The organism is Streptomyces sp. NPDC033229 (genome assembly GCF_055576875.1).
Window position 1 is genome coordinate 1 of record NZ_JBVIQR010000031.1, and the last position, 19,168, is coordinate 19,168.

General features: G+C 73.4%; 15 protein-coding genes. 10 read left to right on the plus strand and 5 right to left on the minus strand.

What is annotated here, in order from left to right:
* The 4 genes from ACZ53N_RS25040 to ACZ53N_RS25055 all read left to right on the plus strand — a co-directional run.
* The coding region (locus ACZ53N_RS25040; RefSeq protein WP_469143028.1) for a cytochrome d ubiquinol oxidase subunit II at window positions 1-243 on the plus strand (243 nt) is incomplete at its 5' end.
* A gap of 137 nt (window positions 244-380) precedes the next feature.
* A complete protein-coding gene (gene cydD / locus ACZ53N_RS25045; RefSeq protein WP_469143029.1) occupies window positions 381-4,166 on the plus strand; it encodes a thiol reductant ABC exporter subunit CydD in 3,786 nt (1,261 codons plus the stop codon).
* A gap of 79 nt (window positions 4,167-4,245) precedes the next feature.
* Window positions 4,246-5,934, plus strand: coding sequence for a GAF domain-containing sensor histidine kinase (locus ACZ53N_RS25050; RefSeq protein WP_469143115.1), 1,689 nt, complete (start codon window positions 4,246-4,248; stop codon window positions 5,932-5,934).
* Between the two features lie 98 nt (window positions 5,935-6,032).
* The gene (locus ACZ53N_RS25055; RefSeq protein WP_469143030.1) at window positions 6,033-7,196 is read left to right on the plus strand and encodes a M23 family metallopeptidase; all 1,164 of its coding nucleotides are present in this window, start codon (window positions 6,033-6,035) and stop codon (window positions 7,194-7,196) included.
* Window positions 7,197-7,383: 187 nt separating this feature from the next.
* Here ACZ53N_RS25055 and ACZ53N_RS25060 read toward each other — a convergent pair whose 3' ends face one another.
* Window positions 7,384-8,259, minus strand: a complete 876-nt coding sequence (locus ACZ53N_RS25060) for a Cof-type HAD-IIB family hydrolase (protein ID WP_469143031.1) — start codon at window positions 8,257-8,259, stop codon at window positions 7,384-7,386.
* Between the two features lie 218 nt (window positions 8,260-8,477).
* Between ACZ53N_RS25060 and ACZ53N_RS25065 the strand changes: the two genes are divergently transcribed.
* The 3 genes from ACZ53N_RS25065 (at window position 8,478) to pspAB (ending at window position 11,100) form a co-directional block, all read left to right on the plus strand.
* A complete protein-coding gene (locus ACZ53N_RS25065) occupies window positions 8,478-9,377 on the plus strand; it encodes an LLM class flavin-dependent oxidoreductase (protein ID WP_469143032.1) in 900 nt (299 codons plus the stop codon).
* Window positions 9,378-9,568: 191 nt separating this feature from the next.
* On the plus strand, window positions 9,569-10,471 hold the full coding sequence (htpX, locus tag ACZ53N_RS25070; protein ID WP_469143033.1) for a zinc metalloprotease HtpX: 903 nt from the start codon (window positions 9,569-9,571) through the stop codon (window positions 10,469-10,471).
* A 38-nt stretch (window positions 10,472-10,509) separates the two neighbouring features.
* Complete coding sequence (pspAB, locus tag ACZ53N_RS25075; protein WP_469143034.1) at window positions 10,510-11,100, plus strand: PspA-associated protein PspAB; 591 nt, start codon at window positions 10,510-10,512, stop codon at window positions 11,098-11,100.
* 133 nt (window positions 11,101-11,233) lie between these two features.
* On the opposite strand, the gene ACZ53N_RS25080 is transcribed toward pspAB, so the two are convergent.
* The 4 genes from ACZ53N_RS25080 to ACZ53N_RS25095 all read right to left on the minus strand — a co-directional run bounded on the left by ACZ53N_RS25080 (window position 11,234) and on the right by ACZ53N_RS25095 (window position 16,051).
* The gene (locus ACZ53N_RS25080) at window positions 11,234-12,223 is read right to left on the minus strand and encodes a MerR family transcriptional regulator (protein ID WP_469143116.1); all 990 of its coding nucleotides are present in this window, start codon (window positions 12,221-12,223) and stop codon (window positions 11,234-11,236) included.
* Window positions 12,224-12,361: 138 nt separating this feature from the next.
* Complete coding sequence (locus ACZ53N_RS25085) at window positions 12,362-13,279, minus strand: metal-dependent hydrolase (protein ID WP_469143035.1); 918 nt, start codon at window positions 13,277-13,279, stop codon at window positions 12,362-12,364.
* 94 nt (window positions 13,280-13,373) lie between these two features.
* The gene (locus ACZ53N_RS25090; protein WP_469143036.1) at window positions 13,374-15,164 is read right to left on the minus strand and encodes an SDR family oxidoreductase; all 1,791 of its coding nucleotides are present in this window, start codon (window positions 15,162-15,164) and stop codon (window positions 13,374-13,376) included.
* Window positions 15,161-16,051 (minus strand): M24 family metallopeptidase, encoded by an 891-nt coding sequence (locus tag ACZ53N_RS25095; protein ID WP_469143037.1) that lies wholly within the window; start codon window positions 16,049-16,051, stop codon window positions 15,161-15,163. The genes ACZ53N_RS25090 and ACZ53N_RS25095 overlap by 4 nt, the downstream gene beginning before the upstream one ends.
* Window positions 16,052-16,375: 324 nt before the next feature.
* On the opposite strand from ACZ53N_RS25095, the gene ACZ53N_RS25100 reads away from it, so the two are divergent.
* Genes ACZ53N_RS25100 through ACZ53N_RS25110 form a run of 3 tightly spaced genes read left to right on the plus strand, consistent with a single transcriptional unit; the run spans window position 16,376 to window position 19,144 of the window.
* Window positions 16,376-17,347 carry an ABC transporter ATP-binding protein gene (locus ACZ53N_RS25100; RefSeq protein WP_469143038.1) on the plus strand — a complete coding sequence of 324 codons (972 nt, stop codon included), beginning with the start codon at window positions 16,376-16,378 and terminating at the stop codon, window positions 17,345-17,347.
* Window positions 17,337-18,236 (plus strand): ABC transporter permease subunit, encoded by a 900-nt coding sequence (locus tag ACZ53N_RS25105; RefSeq protein ID WP_469143039.1) that lies wholly within the window; start codon window positions 17,337-17,339, stop codon window positions 18,234-18,236. Before ACZ53N_RS25100 ends, ACZ53N_RS25105 begins: the two co-directional genes overlap by 11 nt.
* A complete protein-coding gene (locus ACZ53N_RS25110) occupies window positions 18,233-19,144 on the plus strand; it encodes an ABC transporter ATP-binding protein (RefSeq protein WP_469143040.1) in 912 nt (303 codons plus the stop codon). Before ACZ53N_RS25105 ends, ACZ53N_RS25110 begins: the two co-directional genes overlap by 4 nt.
* Window positions 19,145-19,168 lie beyond the last annotated feature (24 nt).

Here is a 19,168-nt window from a genome sequence, read left to right on the forward strand (position 1 = left end):
GCCTTCGCGCTGATCTTCCTCGCGCTCTTCCCGGACGTGATGCCGTCGTCCCTCGACCCGGCCTGGAACCTCACGGCGGCGAACGCGTCCTCCAGTCCGTACACGTTGAAGATCATGTCGTGGGTCGCGGTGCCGATGACGCCGCTGATCATCGGCTACCAGGCGTGGACGTACTGGGTCTTCCGCAAGCGGATCGGCACCCAGCACATTCCGGCTGCCGCCGTCACCGGCGCCGCCCACTAGGCCGTGTCGTGTCGTCCCGCACCACCGCTGCGCGGCGGTGTCCTCAAACGCCGGACGGGCTTGATTCGGCTGAGCGCGGCCCGGTCCCGCACGGCGCGCGGCGCCGCAAGCCGCACCGATTCGAGGAGTGATCGCGCATGAAGCCCGTCGACCCCCGACTGCTCAGGTACGCCGCCGCGACCCGCTTCTTCCTGGCCGCCTCCGTCGTGCTCGGACTGGCGGGGGCCGGGCTGGTCATCGCCCAGGCGATGCTGATCGCCGAGGTGGTGACCGGGGCCTTCCAGCACGGGCGCGGCACGGGTGACCTGGCCACGCCGCTCGTCCTGCTGGCGGCCGTGGCCGTCGGCCGGGCGGCCGTGTCCTGGCTCACCGAGCTGGCCGCGCACCGCGCGAGCGCGGCGGTCAAGTCCGAGCTGCGCGGGCGGCTGCTCGCGCACGCGACCCGGCTCGGGCCGTCCTGGCTCGCCACGCGGCGCACCGGCGAGCTGACCGCGCTCGCCACGCGCGGGGTGGACGCCCTCGACGACTACTTCGCCCGCTATCTGCCCCAGCTCGGCCTCGCGGTCGTGGTGCCGGTCGCGGTGCTCGCCCGTATCGTCACCGCCGACTGGGTCTCGGCACTCGTCATCGTCCTCACGCTGCCGCTCATCCCCCTCTTCATGGTCCTCATCGGGTGGGCCACCCAGTCCCGGATGGACAAGCAGTGGCGGCTGCTGTCCCGGCTCTCCGGGCACTTCCTCGACGTCGTCGCCGGACTGCCCACCCTCAAGGTCTTCGGGCGGGCCAAGGCGCAGGCCGAGTCGATCCGTGCCATCACGGCCGACTACCGGCGTGCGACGCTGCGCACGCTGCGCCTCGCCTTCCTCTCCTCCTTCGCCCTGGAACTGCTGGCCACGGTGTCGGTCGCGCTCGTCGCGGTCGGGATCGGCATGCGGCTCGTGCACGGCGAACTCGACCTCTTCACCGGTCTGATGGTGCTGGTCCTGGCGCCCGAGGCGTATCTGCCGCTGCGGCAGGTGGGCGCGCAGTACCACGCGGCGGCGGAGGGGCTGGCCGCCGCCGACGAGGTCTTCGCCGTCCTGGAGACCGAGCCCGCCCCGGCCGGTACCCGGCCCGCGCCGGACGCCCGGGGTGCGGCGCTGAGCGTCGAGGCGCTCGTGGTGCGGCACGCGGGGCGGGCCGAACCGTCGCTGCCGGAGGTCTCGTTCGACGTGCGGGCCGGGGAGACGGTCGCGCTCGTGGGGCCGAGCGGCGCCGGCAAGACGACCCTGCTGAACGTGCTGCTGGGCTTTTCGCGGCCCACGGCCGGGCGGGTGTGCGTGGGCGGTGCGGATCTGTCATCGCTCTCCCCCGAAAGCTGGCGGGACCAGGTGGCCTGGGTCCCGCAACGACCCCGTCTGTTCGCCGGTACGGTCGCCGAGAACGTCCGCCTGGCGCGGCCGGACGCCACGGACGCGCAGGTGCGGGACGCGCTGCGTGCGGCCGGTGCGCTCGACTTCGTCTCCATGCTGCACCACGGCACTGACACCCGCCTCGGCGAGGACGGCGCCGGGCTCTCCGCCGGGCAGCGCCAACGCCTCGCGCTGGCACGGGCGTTCCTCGCGGACCGTCCTGTGCTGCTGCTCGACGAGCCGACGGCGAGCCTGGACGGCGAGACGGAGGCCGCCGTGGTGGAGGCCGTCCGCCGACTGGCCGTCGGCCGCACGGTGCTGCTGGTCGCCCACCGTCCGGCGCTGCTGGCCGTGGCCGACCGTGTGGTCCGCCTGCCGTTGGCCTCCGGCCCGGTTGTGGACCCCGAGGCTGTCGGTATCCGGTGCGGGTCGGTCGCTGCCGGAACTCCGGCGGGGGCGGGTCCGACTGCGTCGGGTGGACAGGACGGCGGCGTGTCTCTCCCGGCTTCGCGGACGGTTTCACCGGAGGCGACGGCTGGGCCCGCGTCCACCGCCAGGGACGGCGGGGCCGGCCCCGGGCCGGAGGCCGACCACCTGACGGGGGCGGGTCCGGCCGCTCCGGCCGACCACGGCGGTGACGCGGCTCGCTCCACCGATGCCCGGGCAGGCGCCGGGATCCCCGCGCCGCACGGCGAGCACGGCCCGGCCTCCCGGGCGGGTGCCCCCGAAAGGGCAGCCGCGCCCGACGAGCCCGGGACCGGGCCGCAGGCCCGGCCCCTCGCCCGGGTGCGGGCCGCCGGCAGGCCCTGGTGGGGGCGGTTCGGGCTGGCGCTGTTGCTCGGGAGTCTCGCGCTCGGGAGTGCCGTCGGGCTGATGGGGGTCTCCGGGTGGTTGATCTCGCGGGCCTCCCAACAGCCGCCCGTGCTCTATCTGATGGTCGCCGTCACCGCGACCCGCGCGTTCGGGATCGGCCGGGCCGTCTTCCGCTACGCCGAGCGCCTGGTCTCGCACGACGCCGTGCTGCGCGCCCTGGCGGGGCTGCGCGTCGAGGTGTACCGGCGCCTGGAGCGGCTGGCACCGGCGGGGCTGCGGGAGACGCGCCGCGGCGATCTGCTGTCCCGGCTCGTCGCGGACGTGGACGAGCTGCAGGACTACTTCCTGCGCTGGCTGCTGCCGCTCGGTGCGGCTGTCGTCGTCGGTGCCGTCTCGGTGGGGTTCACCGCGTGGCTGCTGCCCGAGGCGGGCGCGGTGCTCGCCGTCGGGCTGCTGGCCGCCGGGGCGGCCGTGCCCGCGCTGTCGGCGGCGGTGGCCCGGCGCGCCGAGCGGCGGCTGGCGCCCGCGCGCGGTGCGCTGGCGACGCAGGTGGTCGATCTGCTGGCCGGAGCACCGGAGTTGACGGCGGCGGGAGCGATGCCGTCCCGGCTGGCCGAGGTCAAGCGCGCCGACGGGGAGCTCACCGGCATCGCCCGGCGCGCGTCGGCGGCCGGGGCGCTGGGCGCCGGGCTGTCCGCCCTCGCCTGCGGGCTGACCGTGGCCGCCGCGGCCTGGGCGGGTGTGCGGGCCGTGCACGACGGCCGGCTCGGCGGGCTGTGGCTGGCGGTCGTCGTGCTGCTGCCGCTGGCGGCCTTCGAGGCGGTGTCGGCGCTGCCGCTCGCGGTGCGCCACCGGCAGCGTGTGCGCCGCTCCGCCGAGCGGGTGTACGAGGTGCTGGACGCCCCCCTGCCCGTACGGGACGGCTCGCGGCCCGCGCCGGATGCGCCGTTCCCGCTGCGCGTGAGGGAGTTGACCGCCCGCTATCCGGGGCAGGACGTGCCGGCCCTGGACGGGCTGTCGATGGAGCTGGTGCCGGGCCGCCGGGTCGCGGTCGTGGGCCGGTCCGGTTCGGGCAAGACCACGCTCGCGCAGGTGCTGCTGCGCTTCCTGGACGCCGAGTCCGGCGCGTACACCCTCGCGGGCGAGGACGCGGCCGCCATGGACGGCGACGCCCTGCGGCGGCTGGTGGGGCTGTGCGCGCAGGACGCGCACCTCTTCGACAGCTCGGTCCGGGAGAACCTGCGGCTCGCGCGGCCGGACGCGGACGAGACGGAGCTGCGCGCCGCGCTGCGGGCCGCGCGGCTGCTGGAGTGGGTGGATTCTCTGCCGCGGGGGCTCGACACGCTGGTCGGCGAGCACGGGGCGCGGATGTCCGGTGGCCAGCGGCAGCGGCTCGCGCTGGCCCGGGCGCTGCTCGCGGACTTCCCCGTGCTGGTGCTGGACGAGCCGGCCGAGCACCTCGACCTGCCGACCGCCGACGCGCTGACCGCCGATCTGCTGGCGGCCACCGAGGGGCGTACGACGGTGCTGATCACGCACCGGCTGGCCGGGCTGGCGGCGGTCGACGAGGTGATCGTGCTGGAGCGGGGGCGGGCGGTGCAGCGGGGGGCGTACGAGGAGCTGGCGGCGGCCGACGGCCCGTTCCGCCGGATGCTGGAGCGGGAACGGATGGCGGACACCAGCGGCAACGCTCTTTCCCTGACAAATGGGACTTACTAGGCTCAGGGGCATGGCAGCGACGGAAGAACCCCCCGCGGACTCCGCGGGCACCCCCGGCGGTCGGGAGGCGCCGCGGCGCATGGACCCCCTGGAGATCGCCACCGAGGCCACCCGCAGCCTCCAGGGCATGTCCACGGAGCTGAGCGCGCGCGTGCCGCAGCTGCTGGAGGCGATGCGCTCGGTCGGCACCGGGCTGGAGCTGCACAGCGTCCTCGACCGGATCGCCGCGACCGCCGCCGACCTCGCCGACGCCGAGTACGCCGCCATCGGGGTCATCGACTCCACGGGTGAGGGGCTGGCCGACTTCATCACCTACGGCGTCACCAAGGAGCAGCACGAGCGCATCGGTGCCCTGCCCGACGGCCACCACGGGCTGCTCGGCGCGCTCATCCACCAGCCCGCGCCCGTCATGCTCCAGGACCTGGCCAATGACCCGCGCTCGTCGGGTTTCCCGCCGGAGCACCCGTCGATGCGGAACTTCCTGGGCGTTCCGATCCGCGTCGAGGACGAGATCTTCGGCAACCTCTATCTTACCGAGAAGCGCGGCGGCCGCGAGTTCAGCATCGCGGACCTGCACATGGTGAAGATCCTGGCGACCGAGGCGGGCATCGCGATCGGCAACGCGCGCGTGTACGAACAGGGCCGCCAGCGGATGCGCTGGATCGACGGTTCGGTGGCCGTCACCACGGCCCTGCTGGCGGGCAACGACGCCGAGGACGCGCTCGCGGTCGTCGCCGAACAGGCCCGTCGGCTCGCGGACTCGGCGGCGGGGATCGTGCTGCTGCCGGACGGCGAGGGCGGGCTGGAGATGGTGGCGGTCTCCGCCGACGAGCCGGCCGGGCTGCTGGGCACGGTGATACCGCCGCACAGCCCGGTCGTCTCGCAGCTCCTCGCGGGGGAGCCGGTGTTCATCGACGACTCGGCCACCGACCCGCGCATGATCACGGAGGTCGCGCCCCGGTTCGGGCCGAGCATGCTGCTGCCGCTCAAGAGCGGCGACCGGGTCCTCGGCACGCTCGCGACGCCACGCGCGCGTGGCCGACGGAAGTTCACCGACGCCGAGCGCACCCTGGCCGGACAGTTCGCCGCGCAGGCGGCCCTCGCGCTCGTCATGGCCGAGGCACAGCGCGACCGGGAGCGGCTCGCCGTCTTCGAGGACCGCGACCGGATCGCCAGGGACCTGCACGACCTGGTCATCCAGCGGCTGTTCGCCACCGGACTGATGCTGGAGGGCGCCGCGCGCAAGGCCGTCGTCCCACAGGTGCGGGAGCGGATCGGTCAGGCGGTCGACGAGCTGGACGTGACCATCCAGGAGATCCGTACCGCGATCTTCGCCCTGCAGCAGGGCCCCGGGGAGGCGCCCGCCGGGCTGCGCACCCGGGTGCTGCGGGAGATCGGCACGGCGGCCGTGCCGCTCGGCTTCCAGCCGTCCGCGAACTTCGTCGGACCGGTCGACGCGAAGGTCGGCGAGCTCACCGGCAAGAACCTCATCGCGGCGCTGCGCGAGGCCCTCTCCAACGCCTTCCGGCACGCCCGCGCCTCCCGTATCGAGGTGGTCGTCGACGCGACGGCCACCCTGCCGGACGGGCGGGGCGCGGTCCGGCTGACCGTCGCCGACGACGGGGTCGGCATTCCGGAGGGCGGCCGGCGCAGCGGGCTGCGCAACCTCGCGAAGCGGGCCGAGTCCCTGGGCGGCTCCAGTACGTACGGTCCGGGGATCGGCGAGGGGGGACGCGGCACGCGGGTGGTGTGGGAGGCGCCTCTGTAGGCCGTCCTCGCGATCGGTGCCGCCTTGTAGCGGTATCGGCTCCCCCGAACGGGCCTCTGCGGGGGCGTGCCGGTGGCGGGCGGGCAACGATCGCGTTCATGCGACGCCCATATCGCCCTTCCCGTCGGCCTCACCGGGCCCATTGGGCCCATTGGACCCGTTGGAGCCAGTGGACGACCTACCGGCACCGTCGCGCGGTGCTGTGCGCGCTCTGCGTGGCGGTCTGTACCTCGCCGGCCCCGGACGCCTCGGCCGCCGCCAGGCCACCGGACCGGCTCGTACGCGTCAGTTCCGAGGTGTTCCGCCTGGCGGAGGAGGCGGGGCGGGCCCGGCAGCGGTACGAGACCGGGGTGCGGGAGGCGAAGGAGCAGACGGCGGGCGCCCGCCGGGTCGCCCGGCAGCTGCGTCAGCAGCGGATCGTTTCCTCGGCGCTGCGCGCGGACGCCGGGGCGGCGGCCCGCGCGCAGTACCGCACGGGCGGTTTTACGGCCGTCAAAGCCCCCGCCGCGGCCTCGGACGACCCGATGGAGCTGCTGGACCGCCAGTCGGCCGCCGAGCGCCGCCGGAAGCTGCTGGCGGCATCGCTGGGAGAGACCGACCGAAAGAGCCGGGAGCTGGCGGCCCGGGAGCGGGCGGCGGCGGCCTCCTGGCCCGCCGCCGAGGAGGATCTCGCGCGGCTGCGCGCGGAACGCCGGGTGGCCGACAGACGGCTGGCGGCGGCGCGCGGCAAGCTGGACGCCATGGCCCGGGCCGCCATCGCCCGCGGCCGGTGCGAGCCGCTCGACCGGGAGAAATTCACCGCCGCGGCGGGCGCCTACGGCCCGGCCGCCGTGGACACGGCGGGGGCGGCCGAGGAGGCGGAGTGGGCGCGCCCGGTGCTGGCGTACGAGCTGTCGGCCGGTTACGGCAACTCGGGCGCGAGCTGGGCGCGCGGCCACACCGGGCAGGACTTCGCGGTCCCCACCGGCACCCCCGTGCGGTCGGTCGGGGCGGGGACGGTGGTCTCCGCCGGCTGCGGCGGACCGTTCGGCATCAGCCTGGTGATCCGCCACGACGGGGGCTGGTACTCGCAGTACGCGCACCTGTCGGCGTCGTTCGTGGCACCGGGGGAGCAGGTGCTCACGGGCCAGTGGATCGGGCTGTCCGGGACCACCGGGAACTCGACCGGCCCGCACCTGCACTTCGAGATCCGTACGAAGCCGGGGTACGGGTCCGCTGTCGACCCGGTGGCGTGGCTGCGAGCCCGGGGTGTCCGGTTGTAGGGCGGGCCCTCGGCTGCTGCGGGCTGTCCGGCCGCCTGCGGCGGCGAGCGCCCTGCGGGCGCGTCCTCAAATGCCGGACGGGCTGGATTCGGCTGAGGTCAGCCACATCAAGCCCGCCCGGCGTTTGAGGGCACCGCCGCGCAGCGGAGGTGCGCACGCCACAGCCCATCGGGCGAGGCCGCACCCGTTAGGGGAGACCGTGCAGGATCTGTTCGATGACGGCCGCGACGCCGTCCTCCGTGTTGGCCGCCGTGCGGTTCGTGGTGGACGCGAGCACCTCGGGGTGGGCGTTGGCCATCGCGTACGAGGTGCCCGCCCAGGTGAGCATCTCCAGGTCGTTCGGCATGTCGCCGAACGCCACGACCTCCTCGGGGGATATGCCGCGCTCGGCGCAGCACTGGGCCAGGGTGCTGGCCTTGCTGACGCCGAGGCCGCTGATCTCCAGCAGGGCGGTGGGGCTGGACCGGGTGAACGAGCCGTGCGCGCCGCCCGCCGTCCGGGCCCGGGCGAGGAAGTCGTCGGGGCCGAGGTCGGGGTGGTGGGCTAGCAGCTTGAGGATCGGGCCGTCGGGGGCGTCGCCCGAGGAGCCGTTCGCCAGCAGCTCCTCGGCGGAGTCGATGACCGAGCCCGGGTCGAGGTAGAAGGGCGGGTACCGCGTCTCGTAGAGGATGCCGTTGGTGTGCTCCACGGCGAAGGACACGCCGGGGACGGCGGCGCGCACACTCTCCACGGTGGCCAGGGCATCGGCCCGTTCCAGCGGGCGGACCTCGACGAAGCGGCCCCCGTCGTGCAGATCGACGACCGCGGCACCGTTGGCGCAGATGGCCAGGCCGTGGCCGTGCACGTGGTCGCTGACGACGTCCATCCAGCGGGCCGGGCGGCCGGTGACGAAGAAGACGTCTATGCCTGCCGCCTCGGCGGCGGCCAGTGCGGCGACGGTGCGGTCGGAGACCGTTTTGTCGTCGCGCAGCAGGGTGCCGTCGAGGTCGGTGGCGATCAGCCGGGGCGTGGCGGCTGGCCGGCGGAGGGCCGGGGTCTCGGGCTGCTCGGTCGCTGAAGTCACGGTCCCATTCTCGTTGACAGACGGGCGGGATGGCGCACAAGTGTGCGTTTGGCCCGGCGGACAGCGTCAGGGTGTGCCTCCGCTGCGTGCGTGCCCTCAATCTCCCCCAGCTACCGCTGGGAGGTGCCCCCAGCGGGCGGGCTGCGGTGCGCTTGAGGAGAGACGGCGGGCAAGGCCCCACATTCATGGTCGGCCGGCCAGGCCGTAGGCTCGGTTCCATGCGACTGAGCACCGTGATCCTTCCCGACCGCCGCTGGTCCGAGGGCGGCCGCGAGACCTGGCAGCGAGCCGAGGAACTGGGCTTCCACACCGCTTACACCTACGACCATCTGTCCTGGCGCACGTTCCGTGACGGGCCCTGGTTCGGTGCGATACCGACCCTGACGGCTGCCGCGACCGCGACGTCGCGGCTGCGCCTCGGCACGCTCGTCACCTCCCCGAACTTCCGGCACCCGGTGACGCTCGCCAAGGAGCTCATTTCCCTGGACGACATCTCGGGTGGCCGCGTCACGCTCGGCATCGGGGCGGGCGGCTCCGGTTTCGATGCCACGGCCCTGTCCAAGGACGGCGAGGGCGCGTGGACGCCCCGCGAGCGCGCCGACCGCTTCGCGGAGTTCGTGCCGCTGCTGGACCGGCTGCTCTCCGAGGACGTCGTCACCGCCCCGGGCGAGCACTACTCCGCCTTCGAGGTCCGCAACATCCCCGGCTGCGTGCAGCGGCCCCGGCTGCCCTTCGCGGTCGCCGCGACCGGCCCGCGCGGTCTGAAGCTCGCGGCCCGGCACGGTCAGGCGTGGGTGACCACGGGTGACCCGAAGGTGTCCGAGACGGGCACCCCCGCCCAGTCCCGGGAGGCCATCGCCGGGCAGATCGCGAAGCTCGGCGCGGCCTGCGCCGCCGAGGGCCGGGACGTCGCGGAGCTGGAGAAGGTGATGCTCACGGGCTTCACCCCGGACCGGCCGCTGTCCTCCTTCGACGCCTTCGTCGACTTCGCGGGCAAGCACGCCGAGCTGGGCTTCGACGAGATCGTGGTGCACTGGCCGATCGCGGACTCGCTCTTCGCGGCGGACGTCGCCGTCTTCGAGAAGATCGCCACCGAGGGGCTCGCACAGCTGGGCTGACGGGGTCGGGGCGGGCGCGCCTGGGGGGAGCCCCGGAGGCGTCCGCAGGCGTCCGCGGGGCGTCGCGGGGCGTCGCGGGGCGGGTTTCGGCCCGCTCCGGACGCCTTTACTCCACCAATATCCGGCAAAGAGGGAGAATCGGGGCAGAGGTACTTTCCGCGGGCACCCGCCCGCAGAGCCCTGGAGGCCCCATGCCAGGCACCCGATTCACCCCCGACCGGGGACTGACCACCCGCATGGTGACCACGATGTTCCTCATCGGGCTGCTCTACGTGGTCTTCGTCGGCGTGCTGCTGGCGCTGCTGCGCGGGGCGTGGCCGATCATTCTGCTCCTGGCCGGCGGCCTGTTCATCGCGCAGTTCTGGTTCAGCGACCGGATCGCCGCCTTCGGCATGGGCGCCCGCGAGGTCACCCCGCAGCAGGCGCCCGAGCTGCACGGGGCCGTGGACCGGCTGTGCGCGCTCGCGGACATGCCCAAGCCCCGGGTGGCCATCGCCGACAGCGATGTGCCGAACGCCTTCGCCACCGGCCGCAACCAGAAGAACGCGCTGGTGTGCGCCACGACCGGGCTGTTGCGCAGACTCGAGCCCGAGGAACTGGAGGGCGTCCTGGCGCATGAGCTGTCCCATGTCGCGCACCGCGACGTGGCCGTCATGACCATCGCCTCCTTCCTGGGCGTCCTGGCCGGGATCGTGACCCGGATCGGGCTGTGGGGCGGCTTCCGTCAGTCCAGCGGCCGGGACAGCAGTGCCGCCATTCTGGTGGTCCTGATCCCGCTGATCAGCGCCGTCGTCTACGCCATCAGCTATCTCCTCACCCGGATGCTGTCCCGCTACCGCGAGCTGTCCGCCGACCGCGCCGCCGCACTGCTGACCGGCCGCCCCTCGGCGCTCGCGTCGGCGCTCACCAAGGTCACCGGGCAGATGGCCCGGATCCCGACGCGGGACCTGCGCAAGGCCGAGCCCTTCAACGCCTTCTACTTCGCGCCCGCCTTCTCGAAGGAGGGCATGGGCCGGCTGCTGTCCAGCCACCCGACGCTGGAGCAGCGGCTGGACCAGCTCGGCCGGATCTCGGCCCAGCTCGGCCGGGCCTGACCGGCACCGCCGTCCGCCGACCCGCGAAAGGAGCGCCTGTGGGTTTCCTGGACACCATCCTCGGCCGCAGCAAACCGGTCCGCCCCGACCTCGACCGGCTCTTCGCCCTGCCGTCCGCCGCCGTCACCCTCCAGGCGGGCGCCGGGTTCACTCCGACCGGTCTGGGCTCGGTGTGCTTCGCGAGCGTGGAAGGCGGGGCGTTCCAGCGGCTCCAGCAGGATGTACGGGCCCTGCTGGACGCCGACACGGGGCGCGGCGGGGTTCCGGTGGAGTTCAGGCAGGACGGCTACGGCTACACGTGGCTGCTCGCGCGGCAGGGGGAGGGGCAGGAGGGCATCGCCGCCCTGGTCAACGACTTGCACGCGGTCAATACGCTGCTCCAGGAAGGCGGCTTCGGCCCGCAGTTGCTCTGCTCGCTGCTGGGCTTCCGCGACGCGGAGCGGCGCCCGCTCGCGCTCGTCTACCTCTACAAACGGGGGACGTTCTATCCCTTCGCGCCGCTGCCGGGCGCGGGTGAACGGCGGGACAACGCACTGGAGTTGCGGGTCCGGGCGCTATTGGGCGACGACCTGCCGATCGAGGAGGATCTGAGCCGCTGGTTCCCGGTGTGGGGCGCGCCCGGCCTGTGAGCGCGCGCGGTGTCCGCTGCGCGGTGCTTTGACCTCTGCCGGGTGCGGCGCCGTTTCCCGCTGCGCGGGGCGGTGTCCGCTGCGCAGGCGGACACCGCCCCGCGCAACGGCCCCCAAGATCCGCCGGACAGGCTCAGTGGCGGGTGGCGAGTGCGTCCATGGTGCGGGCGCGGACCTCGCGCTCGGCGGCCGCTGCGATGAACGCGGCGATGTGCTCCGCGCCGACCAGCTCGCGGACGGCCCGCACGGTCGCGGCCGGCAGCGGCACCGGCTCGGCGACGGAGTCAGGAGCGGCATCGGGGCCTGGGGCAGGGGCGGGCGAGGTGGTCGCGGGTGCGGAGTCCGGAGCTTGGGGTATCGCGGCCTCTCCCAGGTGGTGGCGGAGATAGCGGGTGGCCAGGGCGCGCATGGCGCGGGCGAGTTCGGCGTCGACGGTCTGCTGGGCGAGGGGGCGCAGTCGGCGTACGAGCGAGGCGGCTTCCGTGGCCTCCGCGTCGGTCGGGGGGTGGTCGAGGTACTGCTGGAAGACGTACTCGGTGGTGAAGTCGAGGAACCGGCCGGCGATGTGCTCGACCTGCGCGCGCAGCTCCCGCAGATGGCCCGAGATGGCGAGCAGCGGCACCCCGGCGGCGTGCAGCTCGGCGGCGACGGCCAGCTCCTGCGGGCTCGGGACGAGGAATTCGTCCGGGGTCTCCGGCAGGCGGACCAGCACGCCGAGCTCCACCGCGTCCTCCACGGCCGCGTCGTCCCGGGTGCCGCCGAACTTCTCGTTCAGCTCGGCCCGTGTCATCCGCGCGGCTTCCTCGTCGGACCAGGGCCGCTCGACCTCGGCGACCAGACCCAGGACGCCGCCGAGCCCGCGCCCCGCGTCCCAGGCCTCCAGCAGCTCCTTGATGCTGGCCAGGGTGTAGCCCCGGTCGAGGAGGCCCGCGATCTGGCGCAGCCGCGAGAGGTGGGTGTCGCGGTAGACGTTCGCCCGGCCGCGCCGCTCCGGCCTCGGCAGCAGCCCGCGGTCCTGGTAGCCGCGGATCGTGCGGACCGTGGCGCCGCTGTGCCGGGCCAGGTCCTCGATCCGGTACTCGGCGGGACGCGGCGGCTCGGGCCGTGGCCTGGGTCGGTTCACCGGAGCGGACGTCTTCGACGGCTCGGGTCGTCCCGGAAGGTCCGGCTGCCGAGGCTGCTGCTGGGCCTGCTGGGCCTGATGTGGCTGTTGGGCCTGCTTGGGCTGCTTGCTCAAAGGGGCTGGCTCCTTACGAACTCCTCAGGCCAGGGCGGAGCGTCCGATCGCGCCCGCCGCGGCCCGTGCCGCGGGTGAGGTCGCCAGGTAGTCGACGGCCCTGCGCAGCGACCCCTCCTTCGAGGGATGGTACGACCGTCTGAGGTAGCGGGGGACGGCCGAGCCCAGCTCTCCCCAACGGGGCAACAGGCCTTTGGCCACGGCCCGGTTGTGATGGCGGAGTGTGTACCGCAGGCGACCCGCGAGCGGCGGGTCGTTGCGTATGAGATAGCGGGTGCCCCACCCCCATAGGTAGAACAGCACGGGTGCGGTGACCGCCATGCCCAGCACCCGGCGGGCGTAGCGCCCCGCGCCCTCCCCCGCGCAGTGCTCGTACATGTCGAAGGCCACCGCGCGGTGCTCGACCTCCTCCGCCCCGTGCCAGCGCAGCAGGTCCAGCATCACCGGGTCCGGGCCGGCCCGGTCCAGCCCGTCGGCGTGCAGGATCCAATTGCCCATGACCGCCGTGAACTGCTCCACCGCCGCGATCAGCGAGAGCCGGAAGAGCAGCCACTCGCGCTCGGAGAGCGGAAGGCCGAAGGGCGGGGTGTCGCCGAGCAGCCGGTCGAAGAAGAAGTCGATGTGACGGGTGTACGGGGTGGTGTCCAGGCCCTGTCGGGCGAGATGGTCGAGGACGTACGCGTGCTGGACGCTGTGCGTGGCCTCCTGGCCCATGAAGCCCTTGACGTCCCTGAGCAGCGCCTCGTCCCGGACGAGCGGCAGGGCCTCCTTGAAGACCTTGACGAACCACCGCTCACCCGCGGGGAGCAGCAGATGCAGGACGTTCATGACGTGGGTGGCGGTGGGCTCGTCCGGTATCCAGTGCAGCGGGGTCTCCCGCCAGTCGAACGAGACCCGTCTGGGGGCTATCCGATGACTGCCGACCTGGTGGGGGTGGGGCATCTCGGTCCTCTCCTTTGCTGGGGCCTCTGCTGGGGCCTCTGCTGGGGCCTGTGGTGGGCCCTGTGGTGGGCCCTGTGGTGGGGGTGCGGCTCGGTCACAGCCGGGGCTCGATCCGGGCGAGGGCGCGCAGGGCCCGGGGCGAGAGCCGGGACAGCAGCTTCAGGCCCCGGGCCTCCGGGGTGACCGCGACCACGGCCTGGTCGTGGAACACGGCCCGCAGGATGGCGTCGGCGACCTTCTCCGGGGGGTAGTTGCGCCTGCCGTACGCCCGCGCGGTCCGCTCCCGGCGGCGCTGCTGCTCCTCCTCCGGGACACCGGTGAAGCGGGCCGTCGCGGCGATGTTGGTGTTGACGATGCCGGGGCAGATCGCGGAGACCCCGATGCCCTGCCCGGCCAGCTCGGCGCGCAGGCATTCGCTGAGCATCAGGACGGCGGCCTTGGAGGTGCTGTAGGCGGGCAGGGCCCGGGAGGGCTGGAAGGCGGCGGCGGAGGCGGTGTTGACGATGTGGCCGCCCTGGCCGCGCTCGGCCATCTGCCTGCCGAAGGTCCGGCAGCCGTGGATGACGCCCCACAGATTGACGTCGAGGACCTTCTTCCAGTCCTCGGTGGTGGTGTCCATGAAGGAGCCGGAAAGCCCGATCCCGGCGTTGTTGACCAGCACGTCCACCACGCCGTACTCGGCGGCGACCTTGGCGGCCAGCTTCTCCATCGCCTGCTCGTCGGAGACGTCGACGACCTCGCTCCACGCCTCGGCCGCGCCGAGCAGCCGGGCCATCTCGGCCGTCCGGGCGGCACCCGCCGCGTCCCGGTCGACGGCGACGACCCGCGCGCCCGCCTCCGCGAACGCGAAGGCCGTGGCCCGGCCGATGCCGCTCGCGGCGCCGGTGACCAGCACCAGATGCCCGCCGAAGCGTTGCGCGTACGGCCCGGTGGGCGCGGGTCGGCGGGCCGGGGCACCTTCCTCCTGGGCGGTGACGAACTCCGCGATCCAGGAGGACACCTGGTCGGGCCGGGTGCGCGGCACCCAGTGCTTGGCGGCCAGGGTGTGCCGCACGAGCCGCGGCGCCCAGCGCTCCAGATCGTCGTAGAGCCGCTCGGACAGATAGGCGTCACCGGTCGGGACGATCAGCTGCACCGGCACATGGGCGAACGCGTCCGCGCGCGGACGGCGCATTCGGGGCAGCACGTTGTCGCGGTACAGCCAGGTGCCGTGGGCCGCGTCGACCGGCAGCGAGGCCGTGGGGTACGGGCCGCTGGGCAGCTTCTCCAGCCGCGCCACCATCTTGGGCCAGCGCCTGCCGAGCGGACCGCGCCAGAGCGCCTCGGGCAGCACGGGGGTGTGCAGCGCCCCCACGTACCAGGACCGGGAGCCCTGACCGAGGAGTTGGGCCATCCGGCGCGGGGTGGGCCGGGCGACGCGGTCGTTGATCCAATGGCCGAAGTGGTCCAGCGACGGCCCGGAGATGGTGGTGAAGGAGGCGACGCGCCCCTCGGTGCGGGGGACGGTCACGAACTCCCAGCCCTGCACGGACCCCCAGTCGTGCCCCACGAGGTGCACCGGCGCGTCCGGACTCACCGCGTCCGCGACGGCCAGGAAGTCGTCGGTGAGCTTCTCCAGCGTGAAGCCGCCGCGCAGCGGCCGCGGCGCCGTGGACCGGCCGTGGCCGCGCACGTCGTACAGCACCACGTGGAAGCGGTCGCGCAACCGGCCGGCCACTTCGGTCCACACCTCCTTGCTGTCCGGATAGCCGTGCACCAGCACGACCGTGGGCCGCGAGGCGTCACCCAGCTCCACGACGCACAGCTCGACGCCGCCCGTCCGTACCCACCGCTCGCGCGCGCCTTCGAGACCCGCGCCACCCGTGACGTCCGTGCTGCTGCTCATGCGGCCTTCTCCTCCTGCCAGCGCCGCACGTGCGGCAGATCGTCGTCGAGCCAGAAGGCGCTCTCCTCGGGGTCCCGGGAGTCGGTGACCACCAGGAGCTCCTCGAACTTCGCGCCCGTGCCCCGGAATCCGAGGTGGGGTTCGACCGCCCACAGGCCGGGCGTCGGCGGGTGGTCGGAGAAGCGGTACGGGCTCCACAGCGGCGACCAGCCCTCGCGGTGCCCGTGGACGGCGTCGGACGCAAGCCCCTTGAGCGACTGGGTGCCGAACCCGAGCACATGCGGCGACCAACGGCGCTCGCGGACCCGGCCCACCTTGTGCGCGATCACGCCGAACGGGTACGCGCGGTGCCGGTTGGCGTAGCCCTGGTGGGCCATGAGCCGGTCCACGTCCTCGTAGATCTCCCGCAGGGGGCGCCGCTCGCGCACCTCGCGCAGGATCAGCTCGCGGTGGGCCTCGAGATCGGCCAGCAGCCGGTCGTGCAGCGGATGGAGACCGAGGCAGCCCGAGTAGCCGATGTCGGCGGTGAAGCCCTGGTGGATCGGCGCCATGTCGAGGATGAACGGCATGCCCGGCTCCAGCCGCCGCCCGGTGGGGAAGAACTGGAGCGGCACCCGGAAGCCGGTGAAGGCCGTGCGGTCCCCGAACCATGCGAAGGGCAGATGGAACCAGTCCCGCACCCCGTGCCCGCGCAGCCACTCCCGCTGCATCCGGGTGGCGTCCCGCTCGGTCATCCCCGGTGCGAGCTGGGCGGCGACCTCCTCCGCGCAGGTGTACGCCAGGCGCTGCACCGCCCGGAACCCGCGCAGCTCCGCGGCCCCGATGCCCGCCGACCGCCCGGGGCTGTGCCCCCGCCCCTCGACCCGTCCCGCCGCGACAGCCGCCATGCCCACCCGTCCGTCCCTGTGCCGGGCACGGGACCCGGACGGTGAAATCCGGGGACGCGCCCGTGAGTTGACCACGTCCGAAAGTTGACAATGATGAATGTGACAATGTCCGGCGGCTGCGTCAAGGGGCTCGCCCGTGCCTGTGGAAAACCCGCGCACCGCCCGCACGGCCGCTTTCTCCCGCCCCTCACGCACCGCCCGGCACCCGGAGAGCGCCCCCTCCAGGAGTACCGCTCCCCTACGGGCACGTCAGACCCGAGGACTACGCCCATCCAGCCATCTGGTCTGACGACTCCTGTGGCGTGCGCCACTAACGTCGAACACGTGACTGTGATCGCCACCGAAAGCCTCAGCAAGCGGTTCCCCCGGGTGACCGCTCTTGACCGGCTCTCCGTCGACATCGCCCCGGGAGTGACCGGCCTGGTGGGCGCCAACGGAGCCGGCAAGTCCACGCTGATCAAGATTCTGCTCGGGCTCTCCCCGGCCACCGAGGGCCGCGCCGCCGTGCTCGGCCTCGACGTCGCGACCGAGGGCAGCGCGATCCGCGAGCGGGTCGGCTATATGCCCGAGCACGACTGCCTGCCGCCCGACGTGTCGGCGACCGAGTTCGTCGTCCACATGGCGCGCATGTCCGGCCTGCCGGCCACCGCCGCCCGCGAGCGCACCGCCGACACCCTGCGCCACGTGGGGCTCTACGAGGAGCGGTACCGCCCCATGGGCGGCTATTCGACGGGCATGAAGCAGCGGGTCAAGCTGGCCCAGGCGCTCGTCCACGACCCCCAGCTGGTCCTGCTGGACGAGCCGACCAACGGCCTCGACCCCGTCGGCCGCGACGAGATGCTCGGCCTGATCCGGCGGGTCCACACCGACTTCGGCATTTCGGTCCTGGTCACCTCGCACCTGCTCGGCGAGCTGGAGCGCACCTGTGACCACGTCGTGGTCATCGACGGCGGCTCGCTGCTGAGGTCCTCCTCCACCAGCGACTTCACCCAGGCGACCGGCTCCCTCGCCGTGGAGGTCACGGACACGGACGCCTGCCCGGACGGCGTGGCAGCGCTGCACGCCGCGCTCACCGGGGCGCGGCTGACGGTCCAGCCCGCGGGCCGGGCCCCGGACGGCTCGCCCGCCTCCGGGCGGGTGCTCCTCGTGGACGTCGTCGACGAGAGCACCTACGACACGGTCCGCGACGCCGTCGCCGAGCTCGGCCTCGGCCTGGTCCGCATGGAACAGCGGCGCCACCGCATCGCGGAGGTCTTCCGCGACGAGCAGAACGGAGGCGCCCCCGATGCCGCCTGAGACCACCGCCGCCCCGGCGCAGGACGTCATTCACAACATCGGCTACCGCAACTACGCGGGCCCCCGGCTCGGCCGCGCCTACGCCCGCCGCTCGCTGTTCTCGCAGAGCCTGCGCGGCGCGTACGGCCTCGGGCGCTCGGCGAAGTCGAAGGTCCTGCCGATGATCCTGTTCGGCGTCATGGTGCTGCCCGCCGCGATCATCGTGGCGGTCAGCGTGGCGACGAAGATGGACAAGCTGCCGCTGGAGTACACGCGGTACGCGATCCTCCTCCAGGCCGTCATCGGCCTGTACGTCGCCTCCCAGGCGCCGCAGTCCGTCTCGCGCGATCTGCGCTTCAAGACGGTCCCGCTGTACTTCTCCCGCCCCATCGAGCGCGTCGACTACGTGGCCGCGAAGTTCGCGGCGATGGCGTCCGCCCTGTTCATCCTGACCGCCACGCCCCTGCTGCTGCTCTATGTGGGCGCTCTGCTCGCCAAGCTCGACTTCGCCGACCAGACGAAGGGCTTCGCGCAAGGACTGGTCTCCGTGACCCTGCTTTCCCTCCTCTTCGCCGGGATCGGCCTGGTGGTCGCGGCCCTCACCCCGCGCCGCGGCTTCGGCGTGGCCGCCGTGATCGCCGTGCTGACGATCTCCTACGGGGCCGTGTCCACCATCCAGGGCATCGCGCTGTCCCAGGACAACACCGGGGCGGTCAGCTGGATCGGCCTCTTCTCACCGATCACGATCGTCGACGGGGTGCAGACGGCGTTCCTCTCCGCCACCTCCGCCTTCCCCGGCGGTCACGGCCCGTCGGCCGGCACCGGCGTCGTCTATCTCCTCGTCCTTCTCGCCCTGGTCGCCGGCTCGTACGGGCTGCTGATGCGCCGCTACCGAAAGGTCGGGCTGTGAGCTCCATCCGCATCGACAACGTCTCGCGCTGGTTCGGCAATGTGGTGGCCGTCAACGACGTCTCCATGGTCATCGGCCCCGGTGTCACCGGCCTGCTCGGCCCCAACGGCGCCGGGAAGTCCACCCTCATCAACATGATGGGCGGCTTCCTGGCCCCCTCCACCGGCACGGTCACCCTCGACGGAACGGCGATCTGGCGCAACGAGCAGATCTACCGCCACATCGGCATCGTCCCCGAGCGGGAAGCCATGTACGACTTCCTGACCGGCCTGGAATTCGTGCGCGCCAACGCCGAGTTGCACGGCCTGGGCGCGAAGGAGGCGCAGCGGGCGCTCGCCACGGTCGAGATGGAGTACGCCCAGGACCGCAAGATCGCCACGTACAGCAAGGGCATGCGCCAGCGCGTGAAGATGGCCTCCGCCCTCGTCCACGATCCGTCGGTGCTCCTCCTCGACGAGCCGTTCAACGGCATGGACCCGCGTCAGCGCATGCAGCTCATGGAGCTGCTGCGGCAGATGGGCGCGGAGGGCCGCACGGTCCTGTTCTCCTCGCACATCCTGGAGGAGGTCGAGCAGTTGGCGGCCCACATCGAGGTCGTCGTCGCGGGCCGGCACGCCGCGTCCGGCGACTTCCGCAAGATCCGCCGGCTGATGACGGACCGCCCGCACCGCTATCTCGTGCGTTCCAGCGACGACCGGGCCCTGGCCGCCGCGCTCATCGCGGACCCGTCCACGTCGGGCATCGAAGTGGACGTCCAGGAGGGCGCCCTGCGTATCCAGGCCGTCGACTTCGGCCGCTTCACCGAGCTTCTGCCGCGCGTCGCCCGCGCGCAGGGCATCCGCCTCCTGACGGTCTCGCCCTCCGACGAGTCGCTGGAATCGGTCTTCTCCTACCTCGTCGCGGCCTGAAAGGAGCCCTCAGCGATGTCAGCG